General features: G+C 73.7%; 17 protein-coding genes. 5 read left to right on the top strand and 12 right to left on the bottom strand.

Features of this window, described 5'->3' with window-relative positions; all coding sequences use genetic code 11:
* A complete protein-coding gene (locus ACIO9K_RS01350; protein WP_363616614.1) occupies positions 1–747 on the top strand; it encodes a hypothetical protein in 747 nt (248 codons plus the stop codon).
* 121 nt (positions 748–868) lie between these two features.
* Here ACIO9K_RS01350 and ACIO9K_RS01355 read toward each other — a convergent pair whose 3' ends face one another.
* Genes ACIO9K_RS01355 through ACIO9K_RS01365 form a run of 3 tightly spaced genes read right to left on the bottom strand, consistent with a single transcriptional unit; the run spans position 869 to position 3,482 of the window.
* A complete protein-coding gene (locus ACIO9K_RS01355) occupies positions 869–1,531 on the bottom strand; it encodes a response regulator transcription factor (protein ID WP_363616612.1) in 663 nt (220 codons plus the stop codon).
* On the bottom strand, positions 1,531–2,706 hold the full coding sequence (locus ACIO9K_RS01360) for a sensor histidine kinase (RefSeq protein ID WP_400325907.1): 1,176 nt from the start codon (positions 2,704–2,706) through the stop codon (positions 1,531–1,533). Before ACIO9K_RS01360 ends, ACIO9K_RS01355 begins: the two co-directional genes overlap by 1 nt.
* A gap of 35 nt (positions 2,707–2,741) precedes the next feature.
* On the bottom strand, positions 2,742–3,482 hold the full coding sequence (locus tag ACIO9K_RS01365; protein ID WP_400325910.1) for a hypothetical protein: 741 nt from the start codon (positions 3,480–3,482) through the stop codon (positions 2,742–2,744).
* A gap of 554 nt (positions 3,483–4,036) precedes the next feature.
* On the opposite strand from ACIO9K_RS01365, the gene ACIO9K_RS01370 reads away from it, so the two are divergent.
* A complete protein-coding gene (locus tag ACIO9K_RS01370) occupies positions 4,037–4,810 on the top strand; it encodes an SDR family NAD(P)-dependent oxidoreductase (protein ID WP_363616606.1) in 774 nt (257 codons plus the stop codon).
* A gap of 98 nt (positions 4,811–4,908) precedes the next feature.
* The gene (locus ACIO9K_RS01375) at positions 4,909–5,490 is read left to right on the top strand and encodes a DUF2269 domain-containing protein (RefSeq protein ID WP_400325913.1); all 582 of its coding nucleotides are present in this window, start codon (positions 4,909–4,911) and stop codon (positions 5,488–5,490) included.
* 24 nt (positions 5,491–5,514) lie between these two features.
* Here the strand turns inward: ACIO9K_RS01375 and ACIO9K_RS01380 are convergent, their stop codons facing one another.
* The 3 genes from ACIO9K_RS01380 to ACIO9K_RS01390 all read right to left on the bottom strand — a co-directional run bounded on the left by ACIO9K_RS01380 (position 5,515) and on the right by ACIO9K_RS01390 (position 7,995).
* Entirely contained in the window at positions 5,515–6,288 is a 774-nt protein-coding gene (locus ACIO9K_RS01380) for an aminoacyl-tRNA hydrolase (RefSeq protein WP_400325916.1), read from the bottom strand.
* A 166-nt stretch (positions 6,289–6,454) separates the two neighbouring features.
* Positions 6,455–6,976, bottom strand: coding sequence for a hypothetical protein (locus tag ACIO9K_RS01385; RefSeq protein WP_400325919.1), 522 nt, complete (start codon positions 6,974–6,976; stop codon positions 6,455–6,457).
* 86 nt (positions 6,977–7,062) lie between these two features.
* Positions 7,063–7,995, bottom strand: a complete 933-nt coding sequence (locus ACIO9K_RS01390; protein WP_400325922.1) for a hypothetical protein — start codon at positions 7,993–7,995, stop codon at positions 7,063–7,065.
* Positions 7,996–8,117: 122 nt separating this feature from the next.
* Between ACIO9K_RS01390 and ACIO9K_RS01395 the strand changes: the two genes are divergently transcribed.
* Both ACIO9K_RS01395 and ACIO9K_RS01400 read left to right on the top strand, forming a co-directional pair.
* Positions 8,118–8,489, top strand: a complete 372-nt coding sequence (locus ACIO9K_RS01395) for a YbjQ family protein (protein WP_350875121.1) — start codon at positions 8,118–8,120, stop codon at positions 8,487–8,489.
* A 142-nt stretch (positions 8,490–8,631) separates the two neighbouring features.
* On the top strand, positions 8,632–9,732 hold the full coding sequence (locus ACIO9K_RS01400; RefSeq protein WP_400325925.1) for an NAD(P)-binding domain-containing protein: 1,101 nt from the start codon (positions 8,632–8,634) through the stop codon (positions 9,730–9,732).
* A gap of 36 nt (positions 9,733–9,768) precedes the next feature.
* Here ACIO9K_RS01400 and paaE read toward each other — a convergent pair whose 3' ends face one another.
* The 6 genes from paaE to ACIO9K_RS01430 form a co-directional block, all read right to left on the bottom strand.
* Positions 9,769–10,956: a 1,2-phenylacetyl-CoA epoxidase subunit PaaE gene (gene paaE, locus ACIO9K_RS01405; protein ID WP_400325928.1), complete on the bottom strand. Its 1,188-nt coding sequence runs from the start codon at positions 10,954–10,956 to the stop codon at positions 9,769–9,771.
* A complete protein-coding gene (gene paaD / locus ACIO9K_RS01410; RefSeq protein ID WP_400325931.1) occupies positions 10,957–11,523 on the bottom strand; it encodes a 1,2-phenylacetyl-CoA epoxidase subunit PaaD in 567 nt (188 codons plus the stop codon).
* Positions 11,517–12,434: a 1,2-phenylacetyl-CoA epoxidase subunit PaaC gene (gene paaC, locus ACIO9K_RS01415; protein ID WP_400325934.1), complete on the bottom strand. Its 918-nt coding sequence runs from the start codon at positions 12,432–12,434 to the stop codon at positions 11,517–11,519. Before paaC ends, paaD begins: the two co-directional genes overlap by 7 nt.
* 13 nt (positions 12,435–12,447) lie before the next feature.
* Positions 12,448–12,741, bottom strand: coding sequence for a 1,2-phenylacetyl-CoA epoxidase subunit PaaB (gene paaB / locus ACIO9K_RS01420; protein ID WP_030056311.1), 294 nt, complete (start codon positions 12,739–12,741; stop codon positions 12,448–12,450).
* Positions 12,738–13,859 (bottom strand): 1,2-phenylacetyl-CoA epoxidase subunit PaaA, encoded by a 1,122-nt coding sequence (gene paaA / locus ACIO9K_RS01425; protein ID WP_400325938.1) that lies wholly within the window; start codon positions 13,857–13,859, stop codon positions 12,738–12,740. The genes paaB and paaA overlap by 4 nt, the downstream gene beginning before the upstream one ends.
* Before the next feature lie 252 nt (positions 13,860–14,111).
* Positions 14,112–15,509: a M20/M25/M40 family metallo-hydrolase gene (locus ACIO9K_RS01430; protein WP_363616590.1), complete on the bottom strand. Its 1,398-nt coding sequence runs from the start codon at positions 15,507–15,509 to the stop codon at positions 14,112–14,114.
* Positions 15,510–16,088 lie beyond the last annotated feature (579 nt).

Genomic DNA, 16,088 nt, shown 5'->3' on the forward strand with positions numbered 1-16,088 from the left:
ATGAGCGCGGCCCACGCCCTGCGCGCCGAACGGATCAAGTTCACCACCCTGCCCTCCCAGTGGGCGGCCCCGCTGGTCGCCCTGGTCCTGACCGTCGGGGTCACTGCGGCCGTCAGCGCCGCTTCCGACCCCAAGACCGTGGCCCCCGGCACTGACCCGGCCAACGGGATCTACTACGGGCTGCTCTTCGGGCACGTGGCCGTGGCCTGCCTCGGGATCCTGCTGATCGGGCAGGAGTTCAACACCCGCATGATCAGCACCTCGTTCATCGCCGTCCCCCGGCGCGCTCGGCTGTACGGCGCCAAGCTCACGCTCGGAGCCGGGCTGGGCCTGCTGCTCGGGCTGGCGTCGACGGCGGGCTCGTTCCTGGCCGTCGACGCCACCGTCGGATTGGACTGGTCAACCCCCGGCCTGGCCCGCAGCTTCGTGGCCGGCGTGCTCTACCACCCGCTGCTGGTACTGCTCTGCCTCGGACTGACCACGATGCTGGGCAACTTCAGCGCCGCGCTCGGCCTGCTCGGCCCGATGGTGTTCCTCGGCACCACCTGGCTGGCGGCCATCCCCGGCGTCCGCGAGGTCGGCCAGTTCCTGCCCGACCGGGCCGGCCTGTACGCGATGCACACCCGGACCGAGGCCGGCATCCACTACGGCCACTGGACCGGACTGCTGATCATGGCCCTCTGGACGGCCGCAGCCGCCTGCGGCGGGCTGCGGGCGATCCGGCGGCACCAGGCTTCCGGCGAGTAGCGCCCGACGGCGGGCGGTGGGCCGGTGGCCGATGGCAACAAACAGCGAACAGATAACAGATAACAGATTTCGAAGTCTGTTATCTGTTCGCTGCCATCTGTTCGCTGCCATCTGTCACTCGTCACCCGAGCCAGCCGGGGCGGACCAGGCCGGACTCGTAGGCTAGGACGACCAGTTGGGCACGGTCGCGGGCGCCGAGCTTGACCATGGCGCGGCTGACATGCGTCTTGGCGGTCAGCGGGCTGACCACCAGGCGGCGTGCGATGTCCTCGTTGGAGAGCCCGAGCCCGACCAGGGCAAGCACCTCGCGTTCGCGTTCGGTGAGCATCTCAAGGCCGACCGCCCGCGGCTCCTTCGAGCGGGCGGCGAACTCTCCGATCAGGCGCCGGGTGACGCCCGGCGAGAGCAGCGCGTCGCCTGCGGCAGCGACCCGGACCGCCCGGAGCAGTTCGGCCGGCTCGGCGTCCTTGACGAGGAACCCTGCCGCGCCCGACCGCAGCGCCTCGAAGACGTACTCGTCGAGCTCGAAGGTGGTCAGTACGACCACCCGCACCCCGCCGAGCTCCGGGTCGGCCCCGATCCGCCGGGTGGCCTCCAGGCCGTCGAGGCGGGGCATCCGGATGTCCATCAGCACCACGTCGGGGCGCAGCTCGACGGCGAGGCGCAGGGCCTGCTCGCCGTCGTCGGCCTCGCCGACCACCTCGACGTCGAGCTGGGCGTCGAGCAACGCCCGGAACCCGGCCCGGACCAGCATCTGGTCATCCACCAGCAGCACCCTGATCATCAGTCACCCCTCGTCAGGCGGGCCCGGACTCGGAAGCCCGCGTCGTACGGGCCCGCCTCCAGGGTGCCCCCGAAGGCGGCGACCCGCTCCCGCATCCCGATCAGTCCGGCTCCCGAGCCGCCCGCGTCGCCGCCGCCCACCGGGCCCGGGTCGTCGATCTGCACGGTGAGGCCGTCGGCCGTCCGGGAGAGCAGCACGAAGGCCGTCCGGGCGGCGGAGTGGCGGATCACATTGGTCAGGGCTTCCTGGACGATCCGGAAGGCGGCCCGCTGGACGGCGGCCGGGACCTCCCCGAAGACGCCCTCGGAACGGACGCTGACGGTCAGGCCTGCCCGGCCGGCCTGGTCGACCAGTTCGTCCAGCCGGTCCAGGCCGGGGGCGGGAGTGCGCGGCGCGGTGGCCCCCGGTCCGCGCAGCGTGCCGAGGACCTGCCGGACCTCGCCCAGGGCCTCCTTGCTGGCGGCCTTGATCGTCGCCAGGGCGCTTCTGGCCTGTTCCGGGCGGGCGTCGATGAGTTCGAGCGCCACCCCGGCCTGAACGTGGATCAACGAGATGCTGTGCGCCAGGATGTCGTGCAGCTCGCGGGCCATCCGCAGCCGCTCCTCGTCGACGCGGCGCCGCTGTGCCTCCTCCGCGGCGGCTCTGGCGGCGGCGGACTGCTCGCGGCGGGTCCGGGCCAGTTCCGCACCGGTCGCGATGAGCAGCAGCACCGCCGTGAGGCCCAACTCCTGCCAGGCGTTGGCCTGCCAGCTCTTGGCCCGCAGCCAGTCGTGCGGAACCGCGTAGCTCATCAGCAGCTGACCGGCGTAGAAGGCGCCGCCGCAGGCCCAGGCCTCCCGCCGTTGCCCGCACTGGACCGCGGCGAAGAACGCCACACCAAGGCTGACGAAGACCGGGCCGTACGGGTACCCGGCGAGCAGGTAGCCGATGGTGACCGCCGTGGTGCCGACCATGACCGCCGCCGGGTGGCGGCGGCGCAGCAGCAGCGCGGCGGGGCCGAGCAGGAGCAGCGCGTAGCCGAGGGCGTCGAGCTGGACGCGGTCGGGCTGCCGGTGCCCTGCGCCGACCGTGCCCGCCACCTGGAAGCAGGCGACGGCCAGCGACGAGAGCACGGGCAGGCCCGCCCGGCCGGACCGGTTCCACGGCGGCTTCCACGACGGGCGCAACTCGTTCATGCCGGAAGGCTAGTGCGGCGCGCCACACCCGGGCATCAGCTCGCGGGTGCGGGCGCAGCTACTCCCGCCGTAGTACGCGACTGGCCCGTGGAGGGGGTGCCGCCGTCCCGACGCCACAGCGTCAGGCTCACCGCGACGAACCAGAGGAAGCCGACGTAACGTCCGACCGGGATCAGCAGCGTGGCCGGCTCGGCGACCAGCGAGAGCAGAGACAACATGCTCGCGGCGGACAGGGCCAGTCCGGACCAGGCCACCCAGGCGGGCAGCGCCCGGCTCACCAGCGCGGTGCGCGACACCTGCCACAGGACCACGCCGAGCGTACCGATCGCGGGCGCGGCGCCGGTGATGAAGGCGAGGTCCATGAGGGCGCGGGACACCGGCAGGTCCGCGGCGGTGCCCAGCAGCGACAGGACCCAACCCGCGCTCGCGGACAGCACCAGCAGGACCCCGGACGCACTGCCCGCCGCCCGGACCACACCCGCCCGCACCGGGGTGCCGTAGCGGCCCACGAACTCTGTGAGCCAGGGGACGAACGCCAGCAGCGCCAGCGCCGAGAGCAGTTGGAACAGGGCTCCCACCTGAAGCGAGCGGTGCAGCGCCGCCGGATCGGCGAGCAGGTACTTCCGCACCACGTCGTCACTGGAGTACGGGGTGGCGAACGGCCCGGAGGGCGCGGTGATGCCGCTGATGACGAGGCTGGCCACGAAGAGGAGCACGTACAGGATGCCGCTGAGCGCTCCCGCGGACGACCGGCGGGGCGAGGTGAAGGACGACAAGGTCGACAGCCTCCAGGCAAGGGACGGCGCCGGCTGGAAGGCCCACGTCCGGCGCGGTTCAGTTCACCGCGCCGGCCGCGCCGGGGCGTCCTCCGGAGGAAGGCTTCCGCCGTACGCCCGCGGGGGTACCGGATCGCCGGCCGCCCTCACACGGGCCTGGTGCTTCGGCCGCGGGTCGCACCAAGGGCTCGGCCACCAAGAGAGCATTCGCCTTGTGTCGTGTCAGCAGCTGGTCTGAGACTGGCACTTCGACCTCCTCCCAGCGTCGTACCACCGGGACGCGACGCTACGTCAGCAGGAGTATCCCGACGGCCGCCGCTCGGGCGACGACGGCGTGCAGGCGCGGCGACGAGGATTCCTGGGGTCGGCACGGGCGGCAGGTGCCCGCATCGGCGGATCAGTCCGGGGCGACGCGCCGGCCGCCAGGCCGGCGCCCTCAACCGGCGCGACGCCCGGCCGAAGCCGATGACGCCACGGTCCCCTCCCATGTCTGACGAGACCACGCCGCCCGCCGGCCGATTCACCGTCAACCGAGAACCCACGGAGCCACACCGATGACCACGCCACTGCCCACCTATCCCGATCTCGCGGGCAAGGCCGCCCTCGTCACCGGAGGTTCCCGGGGCATCGGAGCCGAGACGGCAAAGGCCCTGGCCGCCAACGGTGTCAAGGCAGCCGTCGTCGGCCGCGACCGGAGTGCCGTCGACCGGACGGTCGGCGAGATCCGCGCGGCAGGCGGAACGGCGGTCGCGATGACGGCCGACTGCACCGATCCCGCCGACCTCGTGCGGCTGCGTGCACAGGCCGAGCAGTCCGTCGGTCCGATCGAAGTGCTCTGCGCGTTCGTCGGCGGAGGCGGCGACCCGGTGCCGATCGAGCAGATGAGCCTGGAGCACTGGCGCTCGGTGGTCGACCTGAACCTGACCACCACCTTCCTGGCCGTGCAGACCTTCCTGCCCGGCATGATCGAGCGCGGCAGCGGTTCGATCATCACCATGGCGTCCACCGCCGGGCGGCTTCCCGGCGGTGCCGCAGCCTCCTACGCGGCGGCCAAGGCGGGCGTGCTGATGTTCACCCGCCAGGTCGCACAGGAGGTGGGCCGGTACGGCGTGCGGGTCAACTGCCTCGCTCCGTCCCTGATCATGACGGAGAGCCAGCAGGAGCGCATACCCGCCGACAAGCTCCCGCTGATCGTCAGGCAGTTCCCGCTGGGCCGCGCAGGAGTGCCCGCCGATGTCGCTCACGCCGCGCTCTTCCTCGCGTCCGAGTCGTCGTCCTGGCTGACCGGCCTGACGATCGACGTGGCCGGCGGGCGCATCATGCTCTGACGCCGGTGGCCGGCCGCAGCCACCGGCCGGCAACCACGGCGCTCGCCACGAGAGCCTGACGCAGGCCCCCTCCCCCGTCGCCTCCCGAAGGACCCCGTATGACCACCCCCGCCGCGTCCTCCGCGGCAACGCCCCGTCCGGGCGCCCGGCAGCCCAAGAACTTCCGCCTCTCACCGACTGCCCGCAAGAGCGCGGTGGTCGTGCACATCGTCAGCTCGGTCAGCTGGCTGGGCCTGATGCTCTGCCTGCTCACACTCGGCGCGACAGGGCTGCTGACGGACAGCGCGGAGACCCTGCGCAGCGCCTACCGGATGATGCCGCTCCTCGGCGACGCGCTGGTCTTCCCGCTGAGCCTGCTCTCCCTGCTGACCGGACTGCTCCTCGCGCTCGGCACCCCCTGGCGCCTGTTCAGGTACCGCTGGGTTGCCGTCAAGTTCTGGCTCACCCTGGCCGCCACCGCCGCCTCGATCTTCGAACTCACTGCCCGGCTGCACGAAGCGGCCCACCTGGTGGACCAGCACCCCACCGGCACCATCGCGGACATGCACCTCGGATTCACCCGCTACAACCTGGTGATCATCCCGATCGTCGCGCTGTCGGTGTACGTCGCCAACGTCGTGCTCTCCGTCGTCAAACCGTCGGGACGCCACCATGCCCGTTCACGGCCCAGTGGCGGGTGAGCCGAGGCAGGGCCGAGCTCGCTGTCAGACCTCAGCAGTCCCCCGCAATGCCGGGTGGTCCGCGATCACCGTGCAGCTACCCGGCGCGATCTCGGTGAAGCCCGCATCCCGGACCAGCGGCAGACCGCTGGCGACCAGCCCCTCCCACGCCTCCGCCGGGGCCGTCCGCACCGCGAGCGCGAATCCGGCCTCGGCCCACTCCTTGCGCTGCGCCTCGTCCAGCCGCCACCAGGCCAGCTGGGCGGCGTGGCCGGTCTGCGCCATCGTCTTGCCCGCGCTCATCTCCAGCTCCGGGTTGAGCCACAGCACCGGCAACCCGGGCTCAGGAGCGCCGACCTCGGCGGTCTCCTCCAAGTCCGTCCCGGAGACCTGGAGCTTGGCGAGGTCCTTCGGCCAGCCGTCCAACGGAACCGGCGGAAACACCCGTACCTCGGCCTCCCGTCCGCTCACCGTGATCCCCGGCAGTTCGCCCGCCCGGCGCCACTCCCCGCCACGGGCCCGCCGGACCACCTTGCGGATCCGGGCGTCCTCCCAGGCCTCGACCCGCTCCGCCCACTCGCCGTCCGCGTCGGTCACCCGCGAGTCGGACAGCAGGGTGAGCACCGCCCGGGCCGAGGTCTCCAGCGCGTCGGTCCGCCCGGGCGGCGTGGCCTTCTCCAGCCGGACGAGCAGCGGCAGCACGTACTGCGGCCGCGCGTCACGGTCCGCCGGGGCCGGGGCGTCGTCGGCGGCGGCAACGGGCGCCGGAGCGGAATCGGAAGCGGCATCGGGAGCAGGGGTGTCGAACGGAGAAGTCACCCGTCCAGCATGCCAGCCCCGCCACCCCGGTGATCACGCGGTGCCGGGAGCCCCGTACGACCCGCCCCGAACCACCCGAGCCGCCGCCATCTCCACCTCCGCCCCTGCACGCCCCCGCCCCTGCACACCCCCGCCCCCGCACACCTTCGCCCCCGCACACCGCCGCTCAGCGCAGCCGCTGCCGCAGTTCGTCGACGGCCGACCGGATGCCCGCGCTGTAGGCGTCCTCGGGGAGCGCGTCCAGGCTGCGCACGGCGCGTTCCAGCTGCTCGCGCGCGAGGTCGGGCTCGCCGAGCTTGAGGTGGTCCGAGGCCAGGTTGAGGTGCAGCGAGGGGTAGAACGCGCGCACCTGGAGCGCGGACTCGTAGGTCTGGGCACGCTCGGCGGTCAGCGAGTCGGCGGCGGCCAGCGCCCGCCGGTCCCACTCCAGCTCGTCCTGCGGATGGTCCTGTAGGTCGGCCAGGTAATGGGCGAGGACGCAGCGGTGGAAGACGTCGCCCCGCTCGCCGAGCGCCGCCCAGAGCGCCTCGAAGCTGGCCCGCGCCTCGGCCGTCCGCCCGCGCTGGGCGGCCTGCACACCGTCCAGTCCGAGCGCGATCCGGCTGAGCACCTGGTCGTCCCGGCCCTCCGGACCGTCCGCCCTGTCCGGCCCCCCGGGTACCGCACGCACATCAGACGTATCGGACATGCCCGCAGCCTAGTCGCCCACCCGTCGCAGCGCCCGAAGAGCACTTCGCACCATCCCGACCAGGGCCAACCCGGCCCGACGGCCGGTCAGCGCCGGTAGCCGCGCTGCGGGTCCCGCGCCTCCGCGTCCTCGTACGTCAGGAACCAGCCCTCCGGGTGCGTGGCCGCCAGCAGCACCTCGGTGCGCTGCTCGGCGCCCAGCTCCGGGTCGCCGTCGTCCGGTCCGTAGACGCCGAACAGTTCGTCGTGACAGCCGTCCCAGTCGTAGTCGTACAGGTCGGCCGGCAGGCCGCCCATCATGTCGGCCACCGACTCGGGCTGCGCGCCGAGCAGGGCCCGGGCGTCCACCAGGGCCATCCGCAGCCCGATGTCCTCGGCCAGACATCGCGGCAGCGGCCATTCACCGAGCGCGAGGTCGTCGGCCAGGTCGTCGAAGGCCCGGGCCATGGCGCGGCGCCAGTTCCGGTGCAGCCGCCAGGTGCGCTGGGGCAGGCGGGCGTAGACCGCCCAGTCGGCGTCCTCGCCGTCGACGACCGGGTCGTCACCGTGCTCGTCGAAGTCGTCGTAGGCGGCGTCGGCCAGGCCGATCAGCTGGGCGTGCAGGAGGCAGGCGGTGCGCGGGGTGAGGGTCCAGTCCGCGCCGGCGCCGCCGTCCTCGTCCTCGTCGCCCTCCAGCGGGAACAGCTCGGCGAAGTCCGGCGCGAAGTCCTCGGTGACGCTGATCTCCAGCGTGCCGCCGATCGCCTCGACCCCGGGGATCGCGGCCACCAGCCGGTCCGGGTGCAGCAGGGCGCCGAGCGCCGCGTTGGCGTCCTCGGAGACCTCGCGCAGCAGCTCGCGGCGCTGGCCGGCCGGGTCGACGCCCTCGAACACCAGCTCCTCGACGGCCCTGATCGCGGCGGCGCGCAGCGCCGGCCAGTCGGTGATCCGCAGGCCCAGCACCACCGTCGCCTCGATCTCCTGCGCGCCGGAGTCCTCCGCCGCGCCCGGCCCCTGTGGATGATCGCTTCGCTCGCCCATGGGGCTACGGTACGGCCTTTCGGCCGCCCGATCACCGGTCTGAGCCAGCTTCTGGACCCCTTCTCGGCCATCGCCCGGCCCCGCCTCGATCACTCGGACGTACGACACGGCAGGATGGACCCATGGCTGACATCAACGAGTACGGCGGCGGGCAGGGCCCGAACGCCGACGTCCTGGTCGTGACCACCAACGACATCCCCGGCTTCCGGGTCGATCATGTGATCGGCGAGGTCTTCGGGCTGACCGTGCGCAGCCGCCACCTCGGCAGCCAGATCGGCGCCGGACTGAAGTCGCTGATCGGCGGCGAGCTGCGGGGCCTGACGAAGACCCTGGTCGAGAGCCGCAACGAGGCGATGCAGCGGCTGATCGAGCAGACCAAGGCGCGCGGCGGGAACGCGGTGCTGATGATGCGCTTCGACGTGACGGAGGCGGCGGACGTCGGCACCGAGGTCTGCGCCTACGGCACGGCCGCGGTGATCTCCCCGGTCGTCTGACGCGCCGCCCGCGCGGGGCGCCACGCGGCGGGACCGCAAGCACCCGCGGACGCGGGAACACCCGCCGCACCCCCGATGTTTCACCGGCGTGACTGTTTACGGTGCAACCAATGGCGGGCAGCGGCACGCGGACGTCCTGGTAGTGGACGTTCAGGTGGTGGACGTCCTGGTGGTGGGCGCCGGACAGGCCGGACTGTCCGCCGCCTACCACCTCCGCCGCCGCGGCTTCGCCCCCTACCGGGCGGACGCCGACGGCGGCTTCGTCGTGCTCGACGCCAACCCCGCGCCGGGCGGCGCCTGGGCGCACCGCTCACCGTCCCTGCGGATGGCCACCGTGCACGGTTTCCACGACCTCCCGGACGCCGAACTCCCCGCGCCCGACCCCGAGGCCCCGGCGCGCGAGGTCGTGCCGGGGTACTTCGCGGCGTACGAGGCCCGGCACGCGCTCCCGGTCGTACGCCCCGTCGCCGTTCGCGCGGTGCGCGCCGAGTCGGACCGCCCGGACTCCCGGCTGCTGGTCGAGACCGACCACGGCACCTGGTCCACGCGGGCGCTGATCAATGCCACCGGCACCTGGACCCGCCCGTTCCTGCCCCACTACCCGGGCCACTTCGCCGGTCGCCAGCTGCACTACGCCGACTACCGCGGCCCCGGGGAGTTCGCCGGCCGGCGCGTCCTGGTGGTGGGCGGGGGCGCTTCGGCGATCCAGGTGCTGTCCGAGGTGGCGGCGGTCGGCGAGACGGTCTGGGTCACCCGGACCCCGCCCGTCTACCACGAGGGGCCGTTCACCCCCGAGTACGGGCGCGCGGTGGTCGCCAGGGTCGAGGAACGGGTCCGGCAGGGCCTGCCGGTGCGCAGCGTGGTGAGCGTCACCGGGCTCGGCCCGTCCGTCGCCTACCGGCGTGCCGAGGAGCTGGGCGCACTGCACCGCCGCCCGATGTTCGACCGGCTCACCGAGCACGGCGTCGCCTGGGGGGAGGAGGAGCTGGCGGTGGACGCGATCGTGTGGGCCACCGGCTTCCGCCCGGAGGTCGGCCACCTGGCCCCGCTCGGGCTGCGCTCCCCCGGCGGCGGCATCGCGCTCACCGGCACCCGTGCCACCGCCGATCCGCGCATCCACCTGGTCGGCTACGGCCCGTCCGCCAGCACCATCGGCGCCAACCGGGCCGGTCGCGCCGCCGTCAGCGACCTCGTCCACCTGCTCGGCGACCCGGCCGGGCTGCCCGCCCCGGCCGTGGTCTGAAGCAGTCAGGAGGGGAAGGGCGGGGCGGTCGGCCGCTCAGCGGTCGTAGTCGACCGTCACCCGGTCGGTGATCGGGCGGGCCTGGCAGGTGAGGACGTAGCCGGCAGCCAGCTCCTTCTCCTCCAGCGCGAAGTTGCGGCGCATCTCGACCTCGCCCTCGGTGACCAGCGCACGGCAGGTGCCGCAGACCCCGCCCTTGCAGGCGAACGGCAGGTCGGGGCGGGAGCGCTGGGCACCGTCCAGGATCGAGCGGTCGCACGGCAGGGAGAGCGTGCTGCCGCGCCCGTCCAGGACGACGGTGACCTCGCTGTGCGGGCCGTCGGCCGCTCCCGCCGCGCCGTCCCGGTCCTCCGGTCGCTCGGACACCGGCTCGTCCTCGGCGTGGAACAGTTCCTGGTGCACGCGCTCGCCCGGCACGCCCAGCCCGGCGAGCAGCTCCTTCGCCCCCGCGACCATCCCGAACGGGCCGCACAGCCACCAGTGCCCGACGCTCCCGACATCCACCAGCGCCCCCAGCAGCGCCCCCACCCGCTCCGGGTCCAGCCTCCCGCTGAGCAGTTCGGCGTCACGGGTCTCCCGGGACAGGACGTGGACCAGCTGGAAGCGGCCGAGGTAGCGGTCCTTCAGGTCGGCCAGCTCGTCCGCGAACATCACGGTGTCGCTGCGCCGGTTGCCGTACAGCAGGGTGACGGTGGAGCTGCGGTCGGCGGCCAGGACGGACGCGGCGATCGACAGCATCGGGGTGATGCCGGAACCGGCCGCGAGCAGCACGTGCTCGGCCGGAACGCCGAGGTCGGGGGTGAACAGGCCCGACGGCGTCAGCACGTCCACCTCCTCGCCCGGCCCCGCGTCCCGGACCAGCCACCGGGAGAACAGCCCGCCGGGCACCTCCCGGACGGCGATCCGCAGCGGCCCGTCGGCGGGGGCGCAGATCGAGTACGAGCGGCGCTCGTCGACGCCGTCCACCACCTTGCGCAGCGTCAGGGTCTGCCCCGGCCGGAATACGAAGTCCGCCGCGAGCCCGTCCGGCACCTCGAAGGTCACCGCCACGGCGTCGTCGCAGAGCCGCTCGACCCGCTCGATCCGCAGCCGGTGGAAGGTCGGGCGGCGGGCGGGGCGCAGCGTGGACACCGCGGCCTCAGCGGGAGTGTCGGCGTGCGCGGCGGCGGAGGCTTCGGTCTGGGAGGCGGCGGCCTGGGACGCGGCGGGCGAAGCGGCGGGCATTCAGATCTCCTTGACGCGTTCGAACGGCTCCCGGCAGGCGCGGCAGCGCCAGAGCGCCTTGCAGGCGGTGGAACCGAAGCGGGACAGCTCCTCCGTGTCCGCGCCGCCGCAGCGCGGGCAGGGCACGGGGGCGGCTGCGGAAGCGAAAGCGGCAGCGGAGGTGCCGGCCGGAGCGGTGGTGCGGGTGGGACCGAGCGCGAGCGGGACCGGGCCGGCCACGCCGACGGCGGAGGTCGGACGCGGCGGGGCGATACCCGCCTCGACGAGTTTGCGGCGGCCCTCGGCGGTGATCAGATCGGTCGACCACGGCGGATCCAGCCGCAGCCGGACCCGGACGTCCCGGTACCCGGCCGCGCGCAGCCGGCGGTCCACGTCGGCGGCCATCTCGGCCACGGCGGGGCAACCCGAGTAGGTCGGGGTCAGCCAGGCGGTCACCGCGCCGTCGTCCACCGCCACCTCGGCCAGCACGCCCAGGTCGGCCAGGGTCAGCATGGGCAGCTCCGGGTCCGGCACGGCCGCCGCGACCTCCCAGGCCGTCCCGCGCTCCGTCAGCGCCGCGCTCACCACGTCGCCCCCGGGTGCGCGCGGGCCAGCACCTGGAATTCGGCGAGCAGCGGGCCGAGCGCCTCGGTGTGCACGCCGTCCCGGCCGGCCCGGCCGAGCACGGTGGCCAGCGGCCGCACGTCCGGTACGGTCAGCCCGGCCTCGGCGAGAACGGCGCCGAGCGAGCGCAGCACCGGTTCGCGCAGCGCCGCCGGATCGGCGCCCGTCCGCAGCTCCACCGGGTGGGCCGTGAACAGTTCCTCCAGCAGCGGCCAGAGCGCGTCCAGCCCGGCCTGCATCCGCGCCGAGGAGTACGGCGTGCCGTCACCGAGCCGAAGCGTCCAGGCGGTGGCGTACTCGCGGTGGTACGCCAGCTCCTTGACGCCCCGGGCGGCGACCGCCGCCAGCACCGGGTCCGGGTGCGCGCTCAGCGCCTCGTACAGGGCGCAGCGCGCGGTGGCGAACAGCAGCAGCCGGGCGATCGAGTGGGCGAAGTCGCCGTTCGGGGCCTCGACCAGCCGGACGTTGCGGAACTCGTGGTCCTCCCGCCAGTAGGCCAGGTCGTCCTCGGTGCGGCCGGAGCCGTCCGCCTGGCCGGCCCGGGTGAGCAGCAGCCGGGCCTGGCCGAGCAGGTCGAGGCCCAGGTTGGCGAGCGCGACCTCCTCCTCCAGTTCGGGCGCCCGCGTGCACCACTCGATCAGCCGCTGGGAGAGGATCAGGGCGTCGTCTCCGAGCATCAGGCAGTAGGCGGCGAGGTCCGCACCGTCCACTCCGGCGGGCACGGCGGTGTCCACGCCGAGCAGCGGGTCGGCGAAGCCCGTCCCGTACGCCCAGCGGCCCTCGCCCTCGGGGCCGGGCGTGGCTTCGGCGAGGCCGAGGTAGACGTGGTCGGCGGCGTCGACGTCAGCGCCGACCTGCGTGCTGTGGTCCTGCATGGCGGTTCCCCCGTCAGATGTGCGGGACATCCTCGGGGATGTCGTAGAAGGTCGGGTGGCGGTAGACCTTGTCCCCGCTGGGCTCGAAGAACGGGTCGCGCTCGTCCGGGGTGGAGGCGGTGATCGCGTCCGAGCGGACCACCCAGAGGCTGACGCCCTCGTTGCGGCGGGTGTAGAGGTCGCGGGCGGCGAGCAGGGCCATCCGGTCGTCGGCCGCGTGCAGCGAACCGACGTGGACGTGGTTCAGCCCGCGTCGGGGGCGCACGAACACCTCGTACAGCGGCCAGCCGGCCTTGGACTCGGTCACTTTCCGTTCTCCTGTTCCGTGGGCTCGCCCGTACGCCCGGGCTGCCCGGCTTCGACGGGCGGTTCGGATCCGGTGGGCCGCCCGGGTTCGGCGGACTGTTCGGCGCGGCGCTTGGCCGCGTAGGCGACGGCCGCCTCACGGACCCAGGCACCGTCCTCGTGCGCCGTCCGGCGGCGTTCGACCCGCTGGGCGTTGCACGGGCCCTGGCCGTGGATGACCCTGGTCAGCTCGGACCAGTCCGGCTCGCCGAAGTCCCAGCCGCCGCGTTCCTCGTTCCGGCGCAGCTCGGGATCCGGGAGCGTGACGCCCAGGTGCTCGGCCTGCGGGACGGTCATGTCGACGAAGCGCTGGCGCAGCTCGTCGTTGGTGTGCCGCTTGATCCGCCAGGCCATCGAGCGGGCGGTGTTCGGCGAGTCGGCGTCCGGGGGCCCGAACATCATCAGAGACGGCCACCACCAGCGGTCCACCGCGTCCTGGACCATCCGGCGCTGCGCCTCGGTGCCGCGCATCAGTGTCATCAGCAGCTCGTAGCCCTGACGCTGGTGGAACGACTCCTCCTTGCAGATCCGCACCATCGCGCGGGCGTACGGGCCGTAGCTGCAGCGGCACAGCGGGACCTGGTTGCAGATCGCGGCGCCGTCGACCAGCCAGCCGATCACGCCGACGTCGGCGAAGGTGAGGGTCGGGTAGTTGAAGATCGAGGAGTACTTCTGCCGGCCGGAGATCAGCTTCTCGGTCAGCTCGGCGCGGTCGACACCCAGGGTCTCGGCGGCGGCGTAGAGGTAGAGGCCGTGGCCGGCCTCGTCCTGGGCCTTGGCGAGCAGGATCGCCTTGCGGCGCAGCGAGGGGGCGCGGGTGAGCCAGTTGCCCTCGGGCTGCATGCCGATGATCTCGGAGTGGGCGTGCTGGGCGATCTGGCGGACCAACGTGGCCCGGTAGGCGTCGGGCATCCAGTCCCTGGGCTCGATCCGCTGCTCGGCGGCGACGACCGCCTCGAACCGGTCCTCCTGCGCCTGCGCGGGGACCGCCTCGGCCACCTCTGCTGTCACCACGATCACCTCTCGTGTCCCGCGCCGGCGCCCACGGCGCCAACCGACTGACCGTTCGGTCGGTACCATTCTGCGCGGCGAGGTGGAGGGATGGCAAGGGACGCGGGTGAGGGGCGGGGTTCCGGGCGGCGGACAGTCGTCGACGGGCGGGCCACGGCGGGCGGGCAGGCGGGCGGGCGGGCGACAAGCAGATAACAGCTAACAGATTTCATTATCTGTTAGCTGTTATCTGTCAGCTGTTACTTGTCATCCGTCTTCTGTTCTCTGTTCCCTGTTCCCTGTTCCCTGTTCGCCGACAGCCCCCGGCCGCCGGCAGCCCGCTCAACCCTCCGTGCGGTCGCGCAGCCTCGGCAGCGGTACGGCGAGGAGCGCGGCCAGCAGGGCGATCCGGGGTGCCAGCTGGTCGAGCCGGATGTGCTCGTGCCGGGCATGAGCGCCGGCACCGACCGCGCCGAAACCGTCCAGCGTCGGCAGCCCGCGCGAGCCCGGCAGATTGGTGTCCCCCGCACCGCCCGCCGGACCGCCGTCCAGCTGCTGCCCGAGCACCGCGGCGAGTGAACGAACGTGCCGCAGCAGCGGGTTACCGGTGCGCTCGGGCCACGCCGGACGGCTGGACAGCACCTCGGTCCGGACCCTGGCCCCCGGGCGCAGCGCGGTGAGCCGAGCCAGGTTGTCGAGCGTACGGCGCTGCGCCTCGACGGTGGAGAACCGCAGGCCGAGCTCGGCCTCGGCCCGGCCCGCGACCACGTTGGCCCGCGAACCCCCGCTGATCCGACCGGCGTTGAGCTCCGTCCCCGGCTGTCCCGCGAGGCCGCGGACGACGACGAGCTGGTCGACGAGTTCGTCGACCGCCGACACCCCGTCGTGGGCGTCGTTGCCCGCGTGGGCCTCACGCCCGGTGACGGTGAGCCGGACCCGGGTGCTGCCGCGCCGAGCCGTCTTCAACCGGCCGTCGGGGTGCGGAGGTTCGAGCCCGAGGACCGCGGCCGCGCCGCGCAACTGGCGCTCGACCAGGCGCCGTCCGTCCGGACTGCCGACCTCCTCGTCGGAGACGACGACCAGCCGGACGGCGCGGTGCGGCCGCTGTCCGAGGTCGGCGAGCAGGGCGAACGCGCCTTCCAGGATGGCGAGTCCGCCCTTCATGTCGACGACGCCGGGGCCGCTGAGCAGACCGTCCTGCTCGGTGACCGGCCAGTCGGCGAGGGTGCCGACCGGCCAGACGGTGTCGTGGTGGCCGACGATCAACAGGTGCGGCAGCGTCTCGTCCTGTCCCTCCCACTCCAGGACCAGGTGGTCACCGGCCGGCCCGGGCTCGCGTCGCGCGGTGGCACCGGTGGCGCTGAACCCGGCGCTCAACTCCTCGGCGAGAGCGTCGAGTCGGGGCACGTCTCCGCTGGGCGACTCGATCCGGGCCAGGTCCGTGCACCGGCGCCGGACGGCCCCGGCCAGCGTACGGGCACGGGTGCTGAGGGCCTGCGGCAGGCCGGGGAGTGCGGCGGTCGCGGCAGCGGTGGCCGAGGCTGTGACGGTGACCGTGGCCGTGGCCGTGGCATGAGCGGTAGCGGTAGCAGTAGCGGTAGCGGTGAGGGCCTCACCGTCAGCAGCGGCCGGGAGGTCGACGGGGGCGCGGTCCGAGGCAGGGGCGGGCGCGGGGGCGGAGTCACCGTCGGGGGCGGCGGCACTCGGCGCGGCGGGCGACCCGACGATCTGGGGACTCAACGTTCGCCTCCGCGGCCGCCGCCGGTATTCAGCGGCCGGACCGGCCGGCCACCCCAACCCGGCTGCCAGGCCCGGCCGGACCGCGCCGATCGACCGGGATGGTGCCCGGCCCTTCGGAACGGACCGTCTGGCCCAAGTGCGGTGGAACGGCTGGGCGGCGTGCTTGGCATTGCGTCCTCCTCGCTCGATCCGGTGGCCCCGGTCCGCCCGGGGCCCCGTGGACGGCGGCTTCCTGACGGCGGGCGCAACGGGCCGGACCGCCGCAGGGAAGCCGAGATGTGAGCCTAGAAGAACCGTTCGGCTTCCTGCGAGGTGGCCCTGCTCCCAGCGTGCCGGGACCGGGCCCTCAGCCTCGGACACCCGTCGGAGAACAGCGGCGGGCGCGCGGCGCGCGGGCCTGGATCGGCGCGCGGGCGCGGTCGCCGGATCGCGCCCATCTCCACCATGGACCCGCCGCCCGGGTTCGGCAGCGCAAACCGCCAAGGCGCGGGATTTCCACGCCGGATGGGTGACAACGGCTCAGCGCGCGGTACGAACCGGGAGCACGCGACCGGCTCAGGGGGAGCCCGGTCCGACGCC

Source organism: Kitasatospora sp. NPDC087271, assembly GCF_044744605.1.
Taxonomy (GTDB): Bacteria; Actinomycetota; Actinomycetes; order Streptomycetales; family Streptomycetaceae; genus Kitasatospora.

Coding starts and splice junctions, on each gene's coding strand:
- ACIO9K_RS01375 (WP_400325913.1), top strand. CDS start 4,909: ATGACCACCCCCGCCGCGTCCTCCGCGGCAACGCCCCGTCCGGGCGCC.
- ACIO9K_RS01385 (WP_400325919.1), bottom strand. CDS start 6,976: ATGTCCGATACGTCTGATGTGCGTGCGGTACCCGGGGGGCCGGACAGG.
- paaE (WP_400325928.1), bottom strand. CDS start 10,956: ATGCCCGCCGCTTCGCCCGCCGCGTCCCAGGCCGCCGCCTCCCAGACC.
- ACIO9K_RS01370 (WP_363616606.1), top strand. CDS start 4,037: ATGACCACGCCACTGCCCACCTATCCCGATCTCGCGGGCAAGGCCGCC.
- ACIO9K_RS01395 (WP_350875121.1), top strand. CDS start 8,118: ATGGCTGACATCAACGAGTACGGCGGCGGGCAGGGCCCGAACGCCGAC.
- ACIO9K_RS01360 (WP_400325907.1), bottom strand. CDS start 2,706: ATGAACGAGTTGCGCCCGTCGTGGAAGCCGCCGTGGAACCGGTCCGGC.
- ACIO9K_RS01390 (WP_400325922.1), bottom strand. CDS start 7,995: ATGGGCGAGCGAAGCGATCATCCACAGGGGCCGGGCGCGGCGGAGGAC.
- paaC (WP_400325934.1), bottom strand. CDS start 12,434: ATGCAGGACCACAGCACGCAGGTCGGCGCTGACGTCGACGCCGCCGAC.
- ACIO9K_RS01350 (WP_363616614.1), top strand. CDS start 1: ATGAGCGCGGCCCACGCCCTGCGCGCCGAACGGATCAAGTTCACCACC.
- paaA (WP_400325938.1), bottom strand. CDS start 13,859: ATGGTACCGACCGAACGGTCAGTCGGTTGGCGCCGTGGGCGCCGGCGC.
- ACIO9K_RS01355 (WP_363616612.1), bottom strand. CDS start 1,531: ATGATCAGGGTGCTGCTGGTGGATGACCAGATGCTGGTCCGGGCCGGG.